The sequence below is a fragment of the Vibrio sp. V33_P6A3T137 genome (assembly GCF_009904835.1).
Lineage (GTDB): Bacteria > Pseudomonadota > Gammaproteobacteria > Enterobacterales > Vibrionaceae > Vibrio > Vibrio metschnikovii.
In genome coordinates this window covers 16,004-28,746 of the sequence record NZ_WXWK01000067.1, presented here as the reverse complement: position 1 = coordinate 28,746, position 12,743 = coordinate 16,004, and the positions used below count along the sequence as shown (strand labels likewise).

Sequence of the window (12,743 nt, the reverse complement as noted above, 5' to 3'; positions counted from 1 at the left end):
CAGTAAAACTACTCATAATAAAAATGAGTATTAATAAAGAAAGAATAAGTTTATGTTTAAGTTTCATCGTGTATAACTCGTTATTAGTTAAAAATATTTAAGTGGTTAGAAAGATAAACCATTATCTTACTGATAGTTAGTTGATTAGGTATAGAAATATATACTGTCTATCAAAGAAGATCAGTTTTTAGCAATATGGTATTTATGAAAGACTAAACCAGTCTTAAATTAGTAATGACGAGAATGGGTAAACTTGTATTGTAAGTTGTTATTGTTACAGCCATAAATACAGGTTGATGAACGGTGTGTATAATAAGACCAATCAATATTGTGGTTGAACAATGGGCGATAGCCAATCGATAGAATAGCAATAGGCAATAAGACAATTTCAGCGAGTAAGTAGTAGATAGGGATCAGCCCCAATGAGGCGTATTCATCTTCGCTATTTAATCGGTAATGGTTTAAATGGGGGATAGCGTGATGAGGTTGCACGGCTTCTTTATTGTCGTTGACGTTACTCGACGTCTGAGTGGCAGCGCTTGTATCATCTTGAACAACAGTAGGATGAGCGTTACTCAATGAAAGTGTCGGATGATTTTGTGAGTACACTGCCGCCTGAGCAAAAAACAAGCTCATCAACAATACTAATATCAGTATGTTAAGGCGATGAATGGTCACGATGGTCTACTATTCAGATGAAAAGCTGTGCAAATAGTAGAAGAGATTCAATTTACCGTCAATAAAAAATGATGGCGGTCACAAATTTAAAAATCTTATTATTTAGGCTTAAAAATAAGGTGGGAAAGAGCAGCACCGCAGTGCTGCTCAAATTGATTAAATAAAGGCTTGCGTAAGAATATCGCGCGATTGCTCAAGGGTGATCGCTTGATGTTCACCCAAAGCCACCATTCCATGCGCTTCCAGTTGTTCAATTACCTTATCGACAGCTTGCTCTGCGGTCATATCGGGCGCAGAGAATTGAGTATCGACATTCAACTGATGATAAAACGCTTCAATCGCATCAATAGTCCGTAAGGCTAAATCTTCACTCGGCGCTAAGTTAAATACGCGTTGCCCCATTTGTTCCAACTTCGCTTTCTTAGCCGCTAATTGGTTGCGCAATAGTGCTGGTTGGACAATGGCCAGTGAGCGAGCATGATCAACCTGCCATAATGCAGTCAGTTCATGGCCAATCATGTGTGTCGCCCAATCTTGGGGAACACCACTGCCAATTAATCCATTCAGTGCTTGGTTTGCCGTCCACATCAAATTCGCACGCCAAGCGTCGTTATCTCTTTGCGCAAAATCTTTGCCCAACACCAAGAGATTTTTCAATAGGGCTTCAGCGTAGCCATCTTGGACCATCGCTTGGGTTGGATAGGTGAGATACTGTTCGCAAATATGTACCCAAGCATCGACTAAACCATTAACGAGTTGACGCTCCGGTAGTGTTTTCATGACGTCGGGGTCCATCACGGCAAATTTAGGTTGCACGTATGGTGATAAGAACGAGAGTTTATCTTGAGTTGCTGCTTTGGTGATCACTGCACCAGAGTTTGATTCAGAGCCAGTGGCTGGCAAGGTGAGAATCGCACCAATTGGTGTTGCATCGGTGACATGATGTTTACCTAACATGATATCCCAACCATCGCCTGAGTATTTAGCGGCGGCTGCGACGTATTTTGAACCGTCAATCACTGAACCACCACCAACGGCAAGAATAAAATCAATCGCTTGCTGTTTAACGATAGCAACGGCTTTATCAAGGGTTTCTTTGGTTGGGTTTGGCTCGACACCGGAAAATTCCAGCCAAGTATGTTCTTGTAGGGCATCGACCACTTGCTGATAAACGCCATTGTGTTTAATTGAGCCACCACCGTAGATGACCAGAACCTTATGCTGACGTGGAATCGCTTGGGTAATTGCCGCGATCTGCTGCTGACCGAAATAAATTTGAGTCGGATTGACATAGGTAAATTGCATTACTCGTACCTCTTATTAGGAATATGACCACCGTTTGACCTTTATTAAAGATGCAGTATTCGCTGCTATGGGCTTCGTTTTTGGCGGAGTCAAGAGTTGGGTTGATACATTGCAAGATGCATAATAGTAGAATAATTGTGGTAGCAATAGAGTGATTCCTGTAAATTTATTGCCTATTTCTACAATAAACGATGGTTTGAACAGAATGGTCAATCAAACGGAAGAAAAGCCAGATCTGGTGCAATTGATGCAAAACTATGTTGATAAATATGCGCTACATCACCTTGAGGGCTGCACTGATACTGCGATCCCTGGAGTGTGGTTTTATCGCAGCAGTCAAGGTAACTCGCGTCAGCCGTTTATCTATCAGTCTGGGATTGTGATTTTGGGTCAAGGGCAGAAACGCATTCATTTAGGGGCGAACGCCGTTGATTACGGACCGAATGATTATCTGGTGGTTGGTGTGCCGATGCCACTTGAATGTGAAGCGGTAGCTAAACAGAATCAACCATTATTAGGGTTAACCATTGATATTGATCATTCACTATTGCTCAAGCAGGTTGCCGCCTTAGAGGAAAACGGTTTTAAACCGCCAGTTGATGCGAATAATCCTTGTGGCCTGAAATCGGTACAGATGAATCATACCATGCTTAATAGCTGTAAAAGGCTGATGAATGCTTTAATTGATGGATTAGAGGCGGAGTTATTAGGCGGATCTTTGCTTGAAGAGATGGCTTTTCGAGCTCTGACCAGCTCAGAGGGACACGTGCTGTTTGAACTGGCTCATCACGAAGGACACTATGCCCGAATAGCGAAAGCGTTGAGTAAAGTGCATCGTGATTATGCCACATCTTTAACAGTTAATACGTTAGCCGAAGAAGCGAACATGAGTGTCTCGGCTTTTCATCAAGCCTTTCGTGGCGTCACCATGGAATCACCCTTGCAGTATCTTAAAAAAGTCCGTTTAAATAAAGCCAAAGAGTTAATTCAAATCGAGGGTAAGCGGGTTAATGATGCTGCGCGGCTGGTTGGCTATAGCAGTCCTTCACAATTTAGCCGAGAGTATAAACGCCATTTTAATCACACTCCTCGAGGTGCTCTAGCGAAAATTTAATCATCGCCATTGTGAGCTTATTGTTTATCGATTTGCTACGCAGTATTGAATCGTCGTCATTGCCTATCATGCACCAACCTTGAAAGATAGCCTTTCTTCAATAAGTTAGCTCTTGATGCAAAATAAGTATGTAAACCTTGCTGGCTTTAAGCGGTCATTTGCGAGTGATTCTTAACTTTGACACTTTATTAGGTGCTAAATAAGTGGACTGTTCTACAGTTATTTCACGAAAGATTTAAAGCATGCAGAGTAAGGACTGTTTGCTTTAATATTTGGAAACAATAACTTAAGGAAAAAGACATGCACTTAAAGCAAGTAAAAGTACCCAAAGGGGTATTTACACTCAGCACACTTTCTGTCTCCTGTTTACTGGCGTTAAACAGCTATGCCGCCGTGAACTGTGATGGATTGGAAGATTGGCAGTCTGGTGCGGTATACACTAGTGGTGCTCAAGTTCAACATGATCATGTGGCCTATCAAGCGAAATATTGGACACAAAATAATAACCCAGCCCAATTCTCCGGTGATTATGCGCCGTGGCAATTACTTGGTAGCTGTGATACTGGCAACGCTGGTGAAGATGGTGATACGGGTGGCGATGATAATCAGCCGCCAACGGTTGAAATAACGCTGTCAACTAACACGGCTGAGTTGGGTGATACGGTAAGAGTTTCTGCGGACGCCAACGATAGCGATGGTCAAGTGGCTAAGGTAGAATTTTTTATCTCCGGCCAACGCATTGCAACGGTATCACAAGCGCCATATATTTTTGATTACGAAGTCACCCGTTCTGGAAATTTAGCCATCCAAGCTAAAGTCACGGATGATAAAGGTGCGCTATCCAGCTCTTCGATATTAACATTAACCGTCGCCCATGCGCCTATTGCCAATACGTGTCGTCCTGATGGTTTGTATCAAACTGAAGGCGTTAATGTTCCTTATTGTACTGTCTACGACGAGCAAGGACGTGAAATCATGGCAGGTGGTCAACCAAGACGTGTGATTGGTTATTTCACCAGTTGGCGAGCGGGGGATGATCCTCAAACCTCCTATTTAGTGAAAGATATTCCTTGGCAAAACCTGACCCACATTAATTACGCGTTTGTCGGTATTGGCTCTGATGGCAAGGTCAACATCGGTAATGTTGATGACCCCAACAACCCTGCGGTTGGAAAAGAATGGGATGGGGTTGATATTGATCCGACACTGGGCTTTAAAGGTCACTTTGGCGCGTTAGCAACCTATAAAGAACGTTATGATGTCAAAACCTTGATCTCGATTGGCGGATGGGCGGAAACGGGTGGTCATTTTGCCGATAATGGTGAGCGAATCGCCGATGGTGGTTTCTACACTATGACGACCAATGCTGATGGTTCTATTAATCATCAGGCGATTTCTACTTTTGTTGATTCCGCAATAGAGATGATGCGTCAATACCGTTTTGATGGTTTAGACATTGATTATGAATACCCAACCTCGATGTCTGGTGCCGGTAATCCCGATGATAAAGCCTTCGCTGAATCACGTCGTCCTTATCTCATGCGCTCTTACCATGAGTTAATGCGGGTGCTGCGTGAGCGATTAGATATCGCTAGTGAGCAAGATGGTATTCACTATATGTTGACTATCGCCGCCCCTTCATCTGCCTACTTACTACGTGGTATGGAAACCATGGAAGTGGCGAAGTATCTCGATTATGTCAACATCATGACTTATGACTTACATGGTGCTTGGAATGATCATGTTGGACATAATGCGGCTCTTTACGACACGGGTAAAGACTCTGAACTTGCTCAATGGGGCGTTTATACGACAGCACAATATGGTGGCATCGGCTATCTGAACACCGATTGGGCTTTCCATTATTTCCGTGGCTCAATGCCAGCGGGACGGATTAATATTGGTGTGCCTTACTATACGCGAGGATGGCAAGGGGTGACGGGAGGTGAAAATGGCCTTTGGGGACGAGCACCTTTACCGAATCAAAATGAGTGTCCAGCGGGTACTGGAGAAGGAGAAAAGAATAACTGTGGCTACGGCGCTCTCGGTTTGGATAACATGTGGCATGATTTGGATGCCAATGGTAATGAAATGGGCGCAGGTTCTAACCCAATGTGGCATGCCAAAAACCTCGAAAAAGGCATTTGGGGATCCTATTTGGCCGCTTATGGATTGCATCCTGAAAGTACACCGTGGGTAGGCCAATACCAGCGTCATTTTGATAGTGTTGCGATTGCCCCTTGGTTATGGAACGCGGAAAAACGAGTCTTCCTTTCTACCGAAGATAAACAATCGATTGATATTAAAGCGGACTACGTTATTGATAAAGAAATCGGCGGTATTATGTTCTGGGAATTAGCCGGAGACTATAACTGCTACGTACTCGATGCCAATGGTCAGCGTGGACAAATTGATTGGACAGAGCAAGCTTGTGCTAGCGGTAATGGTGAGTACCACATGGGTAATACCATGACCAAAGCCATGTATGAAAAGTTCAAATCCGCTTCCCCTTATGGTAATCGATTGGCAACTGGCGCAATCCCTGACCAAGTGGTGGATATTCGAGTCACCATCGATGGCTTCAAAGTCGGCGATCAAAACTATCCGATTAACCCTCGTTTGACCTTTACTAACCATACAGGGGTTGACCTTCCTGGAGGAACGCAGTTCCAGTTTGATATCCCTGTTTCTACACCGGATAACGCGAAAGATCAATCTGGTGCTGGCTTAGCCGTTATTGCTTCAGGCCATACGCGAAGTAATAATATTGGAGGGTTCGATGGGACGATGCATCGTGTCGCCTTCTCATTACCAGCATGGAAAGCATTACCGGCGGGAGAGAGCTATGAACTGGATATGGTGTATTACTTACCGATTTCTGGGCCAGCGAACTACAGCGTTAACATTAATGGCAGAGAGTACGCTTTTAAAGCTGAGCAACCAGACTTACCGTTGGCCGACCTTTCTGATGGTAATGGCGGTGGTAATGGTGAAGATCCGGGCAATGGTGGTGGCACCCCTGGAGACGTTGTGCAATGGCAACCCGGTGTTAGCCAAGTCGCTAATGGCACGACAGTGACGTATAACGGAAAGTGTTTTATTGCTAAAAATAATCCAGGACCTTGGGAATCACCGACTCAAACTAATTGGTTTTGGGATGAAGTGGCTTGCCCATAAGGATTAGCATGACTCCTTAACGGTAACAAGACCGCCGATACATGGCGGTCTTTTCTATGCTTAACGATTCACAGTCGAGGCTTTAAAACTGGTAACTTTCCGGCACGACAACGATGCCTTTTTCCGATAACGTAAAGCGTTGTAAATCAGCAGCGCGATCGACACCAATTTTGGTATAAGGCGGAATTTTGACGTGTTTATCGATAATACATCCGACTAACTGGCAGCCTTCGCCGACTTCCACATCATCAAAGAGAATACTATCGACAATCGTTGCCCCATCATTGATTCTGACGCTGGATGAGACAATAGAGTGTTGTACCGAACCGCCGGAATTGATGACACCATTGGCAATGATCGAGTTAATAAAAATACCTTCATTACCCGTGGCTGACGAGACAGTACGCGCAGGAGGCAGTTGAGGCTCATAAGTGCGGATCGCCCAGTTTTTCTGATAAAGATTCATTGGCGGGACAGGCTCAAGCAGATCCATATTGGCTTCATAAAACGAATCAATGGTACCGACATCCCGCCAGTAACAGTCTTTGGCAACTCGCCCTTTTTCATTGGCAAATTGATAAGCAAACACGCGACCCGAGGGAATCAGTTTGGGGATAATATCTTTACCAAAATCGTGGCTTGAGTGCTCAAGCTCTGCGTCTTCAAACAGTGCTTGTCTTAATGTTTCCATAGTAAAAATATAGATGCCCATTGATGCCAAACTGCGATCGGGATTATTAAGCAGAGTAGGTGGGTCATTCGGCTTTTCAACAAAGGAACAAATTCGTTGCGCTTCATCAATCGCCATAACACCAAATGCTGAAGCATCTTGACGAGCAACTTCCATGCAGGCAATCGTCAGTTCTGCTTGATTTTCAATATGTTCTTCCAGCATCGCGGCGTAGTCCATACGATAAATATGATCGCCAGAAAGCACGACAACATACTTTGCATCACTGCGCGATAACAACCACATATTATGGAACAGTGCATCGGCCGTGCCTTCGTACCATTTGCCACCTTTACGCATCTGAGGAGGGACGACCGTAATAAATTCCCCCAATTCTGGATTAAAAATCGACCAACCATCGCGTAAATGTTTTTGTAAGGAGTGGGATTTATACTGCGTGAGTACCAAAATACGCCGTAGCCCCGAATGCAAGCAATTAGTGAGGGTAAAATCGATAATACGATATTTACCGCCAAACGGAACGGCGGGTTTTGCTCTGTCATCGGTCAGGGGAGATAAGCGTGAACCCATTCCTCCAGCTAAAACGACGGTTAAGGTATCTTGCATCTTTTGTCTCCCTATTATTGTGCAATCGACGATTGTATACAGAATAGTACAAATATTGGGCCAAAATAGTGAAACGCTAGTCATATTCCCTTGGCCGCTTGACGTGACAGCATTCTTGTTTACATTAAGTGACGCTACTACGCATTCACTATCGCTGCCTCTATTCAGGCTAGGCTATAGTTGTGCAACGATCATGCAAATTGGCTCGTAGACAAAAAACAGTCACTAATTGGTTGATGAGCGTCCTCGTCGTATCGCTTTGGAGCTTGCTCACAGAGCAAAAAACGTCATTATTAACGTCCCAGCACGACAACCAGCACGACAAGACGTCGGTTCATGCTGCTTGTTTTTGCACCAGTATCGTGCATGCGCACTAAATAGGTGAGAGGCTGAGTGATCATATACTTAGTTTGCCATTTCTTGACTGAGTAATATGGAAACTTGATTACGTCCAGTGGCTTTCGATTCATACAACGCTTTATCTGCTCGTTGATAAGTTTCTTGTTCCGACCCCATGATGTCACTGATCCCGGCGCTAATCGAAACATTTTGGGCGTGCAGTTGATACACTTTGATCCGTAATCGCTCAATCACCGCTTGCGCTTCCTCGATAGGGGTATGGGGTAAGATAATCGCGAATTCCTCTCCACCAATACGTGCTAAAAAATCCGATTCACGTAGACCATCACGCAACGTTTCAGCGACAGATTGAATAACATAATCGCCATGACTATGGCCAAATTGATCATTAATTCGTTTAAAGTGGTCAATATCTAAAATGGCGAGACAAGAGTGCTCGTGCTCTGGATAACGTTTAACACGATGACATTCAAGACGAATTTGTTGGTCAAACTTTCGGCGATTCCAAATCCCCGTTAAGGCATCTTTTTCACTCTGTTCACGCAGTTTATTTTCCAACGCTTTGTGTTGAGTGATATCGACAAATGAAGCAACGTAGTATTGAATGACCCCTTGGTCATCCAAAATGGTTTGAATTCGGAGAATTTCTGTTAGCTGAGAACCATCTTTGCGCTTATTGATCACTTCACCTTCCCAAAAGCCGTCTTCTTGTAGCGATTTCCACATATCAACATAAAATTGTTGATTGTGTTTGCCTGAGGCAAATATCGACGGCTGCTTGCCTTGCACCTCTTCTAAACGGTAGCCACTTAAACGGGTAAACTCTTGATTGACTTTAATGATCCGGTTTTGCCTGTCAGTAATCACAATGGCAGACATACCGTTCATCGCCGCTAAAGCTAATTTACTTTCAAGGCTATTTTTCTGGTGAGTGATATTCCAAACCACACCGCTTCCGGCCACCACACTAAGCAGCAAAAAGACGCTGATGGCTTGTACGAGTAGATCGTGACGTTTCGCGGTGCGTTGTTGCTCGACGGTTTGTGGATCATGGCTGTTAAAAATTATTAAGCTTGTCCCTTCTCGCTCAGTCTTTGGTAGCGAGAGCTGCATAAAATGATAGTGACGGCCTTGATAAATAAACAAGCCTTGATCTTGTTGTTGAATCGATCGCCAGAGTTCCGGTGATTGTTGTGATAAATGGGCGATGGGATCACTAGCGTCATCGTCTGAGGAAGACGACAAATGAAGAACCCTTTCTCCATTGTGATTTAAAGCCGTAAATTGTGAGGTATCGACGGCGATGGTTGATTCTGTGTTAGTTGGTACAGAGTGACGTTCTAGTTTTGCAAGCTCGTGAGCGAAATAGAGAAAAGGTACACATCCGAGTATGCACAATACAATCAAAAATTGAGTGAGATATTTAGCCTGTGACGATGACATGATTAACTTATAATGATTATTAAGCCATGATTATAGACCTTTAAAGCGAGAGATTACTTCCAATATGTTGAGTTCGTGCGCTCGCTCAATATTGGTGCATATATGGTAATCAGGAAAAATGAAAATTTACAATGTAAACTGAGTATTGGCTAACAAGAAAACCTTTAGTAAAAGAGAGAATGAGGAGTTAACGATTATGAAGAAAGTACTTATGCTGCTGCTTCTCATTTTTGGTTTAGCCTGTGCGGGTGCTGGCTATTACCTATTTTATTACAAGCCAGAGCAAGAACGATTAGAGGCTTTAAATCAACGTTTGACGCCTGAAATACCAATATCTGAAGAGTATGAGCCAAGTGATCCTGCTTTTGTTATGCCAGAGATCATGGACTATTACGTCAATGAACCTACGCTTGGTGTGCGCGAGCAACCTGATAGAGATGGATTTGTCCATCGGTTACTTTATCGTGGTGAACCGGTATTTTTGTATGAAAAACAACAGGGTTGGGGGAGATTAACGCCTTTTTACGTCTATGAAGAAGGGGGCCCTGAAGTGGCGGAATGGATTCCGTTGGATGGATTGGTGGTCGAACCGCCCGTGATCACCCCAGAGGAGCGGCGTGAAACCGTACTGAGTTATATTATGAATTCAGATGATTTAGAGGTATTTAAAACCCTATTTATTCAAACCACGGATCAGCTACTGACTGATAAAACCTGTGTTCCGGGTGATTTTAAAGAGTTAGGAGGTTGGGTTCGCTCCGTTCGTTATCAGTCTGAGGACGTTTATTTTGTCTATTGTGGTGGTTTAAACCAAGCGAATAAAATTTATCTTAATGCACAAACTGGGGCGATTTTTTATCAATAATGATTAAGATATTAGGCATGGCTTACGATTAGCGATAAACGCATTAGTTATCTTTGACAAAAATTTTACTTGAGTCACACTTCGCTCAGTTCTACACTGAGCTGTCTTATTAAGAATGAATTGATCATGCTTGAACGTATAACGTATTTTTTCTGGCTAGCTTTTCTTGCGTTGTTATTACCTTCGCAGGCATTGGCGTGCTCGGAAAATTACCCTACCTCAAGTATTACTCTCAACCATTCTGTTTGGGATGCAGCTTCACATAGCGTACAAAATCCATTTGAGTTTGATTCTCAAGAGAGTCCGATCGATGTCGATTCGGTGCCAACCAGCGACACGTTGGCGAAAAGTATTACCCAAGCCATTCTTAATCCGCCTCGCTTGCAGCTCACCGAGATCAACTTACCTCTCGATAATGGCTTTGATTTTCCTCATCTTGAAGGAAATGACGCTCTGCCTCGTTCTATCGATGCAGAAAGCTATGCTGCCCAAACTTGGATTTCCATTCCCTATCAGCATTTTCATGCCTCACATCGTCTTTCTGGCTGGAAAGAGACCAACGCGATGTACGTGGCATTAAATAGCCATTTCCTTTCTGCTTAATCCCCCTTTTACGTGACAATGTCACAATTTTAGTTTTTTAACTCGGCTATGCCCGAGGAGAGAGTTATGCAGAGAAAAACCGCTAAAACGCCAGCGCGTATTATGAATCGCTATGCGACATGGAAATACGTGGTATTGGTTATAACCGTTGTCTTACTTGGTTTAAGTGCTATTCCTACTTGGTATGGTGAACAACCATCAATTCAAATTGAGTCTAATCAAAAAGACAGCCCTTTAAATAATGTAGTAACCGTTAATCAACTGCTGCAAAAGCAGGGAATTAATGCACAAGAAATCCGTCAGGAAAATAACCACACCACGTTGGTTTTTAAAACCGAAACAGAGCAAACTCAAGCGCGTAAACTTTTAGATAATCTCGTGCAAGAAGGAGAAAGTTTAACTTTTTCTTACGTTTCAGTCGCTCCACCTTGGTTCACACAAATGGGATTTACTCCAATTAAGTTCGGTTTGGATTTACGCGGTGGCGTACAGTTTTTGCTTAATGTCGATGTCGATAAGGCGTTTCAAGAGCAACGAGATGGCATTACTGATGAAATAAAAGAGATGCTCGTTAATCAACACATTCGCGGTGTGAAAATTGAGCATGAAGGTAATGATGGCTTTTTAGTCACCGTCAACTCACGAGCCTCACTCAATAAAATTAGTCAGTTTGTTAAAGAAAATTATCAAGGTTGGGAGGTGAAGTCGTCTTCTGATCAACTGACAGTGCAGCCCAGTAAGCAAAATAAGTTGGATTTTCAATCAGCGACCATCCAGCAAAACTTGAAAATCATGCGAGATCGTATTGAAGAACTTGGCATTACCGAAGCTTTAGTTCAGCGTCAGGGTGAACATAGTATTCGTATTGAGTTACCTGGGGTACAAGATCCTGCGCAAGCGAAAAACGTCATTGGTGCAACGGCAAGCTTAGCGTTTTATGAAGTCAATACTAGCGGTATAGCTGGCCGTGATGATTTACAACTGAAAGACAATAATGGTCAGTTAGTGATCTTGCATAAACGTCCAGTTTTAACGGGTGATCATATCGTTAATGCTCGCGCGGGTATGGACAAAATGGGCCTTTCTGAAGTCAATATCTCGCTTGACCACGCGGGTGGCAAAGTAATGAGTGACTTTTCGGCCAAGCACATTGGCAAACCCATGGCGACCGTGTATCGAGAGTACAAAACCAATGCTAATGGAGAGACGGAGCGCAGCGAACGCGTGATCAGTGTGGCGACTATTCAATCGCAATTGGGTAGTCAGTTTAGAATTACCGGCGCAGGCTCAAATCAAGATGCTCAACAATTAGCGCTATTATTGAGAGCCGGCTCACTCACGGCTCCAGTGACGATTGTCGAAGAAAGAACCATCGGTGCATCACTCGGGGCAGAAAATATTGAAAACGGTTTTGCTGCCTTGGCATTGGGCATGGCATTAACGTTAACCTTTATGGCGTTATGGTATCGCCGTTTAGGCTGGGTGGCGAACGCGGCTCTACTGATCAATATGGTCTGTTTATTTGGTTTAATTGCTCTGTTACCGGGGGCAGTATTAACCTTACCGGGGATCGCTGGCTTGGTGTTGACGGTCGGTATGGCGGTGGATACCAACGTACTTATCTTCGAACGAATTCGCGATAAGTTAAATGAAGGGCGTAGTTTTGCCCAAGCGATTGATAAAGGCTTTAGCAGTGCGTTTAGCACCATCTTGGATGCCAACGTTACCACGATGATTACTGCGATTGTGTTGTATTCGATTGGTAATGGACCGATTCAAGGCTTTGCATTAACGCTGGGATTAGGTTTGATCACCAGTATGTTTACCGGTGTATTTGCATCGCGGGCATTAATTAATTTGATCTGGGGACGTGATAGTCGCCGAGATGTGAGGATATAACG

The 12,743-nt window shown here is 43.7% G+C and carries 9 protein-coding genes; 5 read left to right on the top strand and 4 right to left on the bottom strand.

Translation table 11 applies throughout. From position 1 onward, the window contains the following. Positions 1-228: 228 nt before the first annotated feature. On the bottom strand, positions 229-636 hold the full coding sequence (locus CAG60_RS06440) for a hypothetical protein (RefSeq protein WP_158145358.1): 408 nt from the start codon (positions 634-636) through the stop codon (positions 229-231). 198 nt (positions 637-834) lie between these two features. Next, positions 835-1,983, bottom strand: a complete 1,149-nt coding sequence (locus tag CAG60_RS06435) for an iron-containing alcohol dehydrogenase (RefSeq protein WP_004396664.1) — start codon at positions 1,981-1,983, stop codon at positions 835-837. A 205-nt stretch (positions 1,984-2,188) separates the two neighbouring features. On the opposite strand from CAG60_RS06435, the gene CAG60_RS06430 reads away from it, so the two are divergent. Continuing rightward, entirely contained in the window at positions 2,189-3,097 is a 909-nt protein-coding gene (locus CAG60_RS06430; RefSeq protein ID WP_161438536.1) for an AraC family transcriptional regulator, read from the top strand. A gap of 300 nt (positions 3,098-3,397) precedes the next feature. Beyond that, positions 3,398-6,274 (top strand): chitinase C-terminal domain-containing protein, encoded by a 2,877-nt coding sequence (locus CAG60_RS06425; protein ID WP_161438535.1) that lies wholly within the window; start codon positions 3,398-3,400, stop codon positions 6,272-6,274. An 82-nt stretch (positions 6,275-6,356) separates the two neighbouring features. Here the strand turns inward: CAG60_RS06425 and glgC are convergent, their stop codons facing one another. Together glgC and CAG60_RS06415 are read right to left on the bottom strand one after the other, a co-directional pair. After that, positions 6,357-7,571 carry a glucose-1-phosphate adenylyltransferase gene (glgC, locus tag CAG60_RS06420; RefSeq protein ID WP_161438534.1) on the bottom strand — a complete coding sequence of 405 codons (1,215 nt, stop codon included), beginning with the start codon at positions 7,569-7,571 and terminating at the stop codon, positions 6,357-6,359. A gap of 405 nt (positions 7,572-7,976) precedes the next feature. After that, on the bottom strand, positions 7,977-9,374 hold the full coding sequence (locus tag CAG60_RS06415; RefSeq protein ID WP_161438533.1) for a sensor domain-containing diguanylate cyclase: 1,398 nt from the start codon (positions 9,372-9,374) through the stop codon (positions 7,977-7,979). Positions 9,375-9,570: 196 nt separating this feature from the next. Here CAG60_RS06415 and CAG60_RS06410 point away from each other — a divergent pair, with 196 nt between their 5' ends. The 3 genes from CAG60_RS06410 (at position 9,571) to secD (ending at position 12,741) form a co-directional block, all read left to right on the top strand. Further along, positions 9,571-10,239 (top strand): hypothetical protein, encoded by a 669-nt coding sequence (locus tag CAG60_RS06410; protein ID WP_161438532.1) that lies wholly within the window; start codon positions 9,571-9,573, stop codon positions 10,237-10,239. 126 nt (positions 10,240-10,365) lie between these two features. Next, the gene (locus tag CAG60_RS06405) at positions 10,366-10,842 is read left to right on the top strand and encodes a hypothetical protein (protein WP_161438531.1); all 477 of its coding nucleotides are present in this window, start codon (positions 10,366-10,368) and stop codon (positions 10,840-10,842) included. 66 nt (positions 10,843-10,908) lie between these two features. After that, complete coding sequence (gene secD, locus CAG60_RS06400) at positions 10,909-12,741, top strand: protein translocase subunit SecD (RefSeq protein ID WP_161438530.1); 1,833 nt, start codon at positions 10,909-10,911, stop codon at positions 12,739-12,741. Positions 12,742-12,743: the final 2 nt, after the last annotated feature.

Bases quoted from the DNA above. Each gene is read 5' to 3' on its own strand.
- CAG60_RS06430 (WP_161438536.1), top strand. From the start codon at position 2,189: ATGGTCAATCAAACGGAAGAAAAGCCAGATCTGGTGCAATTGATGCAA.
- CAG60_RS06440 (WP_158145358.1), bottom strand. From the start codon at position 636: ATGAGCTTGTTTTTTGCTCAGGCGGCAGTGTACTCACAAAATCATCCG.
- glgC (WP_161438534.1), bottom strand. From the start codon at position 7,571: ATGCAAGATACCTTAACCGTCGTTTTAGCTGGAGGAATGGGTTCACGC.
- CAG60_RS06405 (WP_161438531.1), top strand. From the start codon at position 10,366: ATGCTTGAACGTATAACGTATTTTTTCTGGCTAGCTTTTCTTGCGTTG.
- CAG60_RS06410 (WP_161438532.1), top strand. From the start codon at position 9,571: ATGAAGAAAGTACTTATGCTGCTGCTTCTCATTTTTGGTTTAGCCTGT.
- CAG60_RS06425 (WP_161438535.1), top strand. From the start codon at position 3,398: ATGCACTTAAAGCAAGTAAAAGTACCCAAAGGGGTATTTACACTCAGC.
- CAG60_RS06435 (WP_004396664.1), bottom strand. From the start codon at position 1,983: ATGCAATTTACCTATGTCAATCCGACTCAAATTTATTTCGGTCAGCAG.
- CAG60_RS06415 (WP_161438533.1), bottom strand. From the start codon at position 9,374: ATGTCATCGTCACAGGCTAAATATCTCACTCAATTTTTGATTGTATTG.
- secD (WP_161438530.1), top strand. From the start codon at position 10,909: ATGCAGAGAAAAACCGCTAAAACGCCAGCGCGTATTATGAATCGCTAT.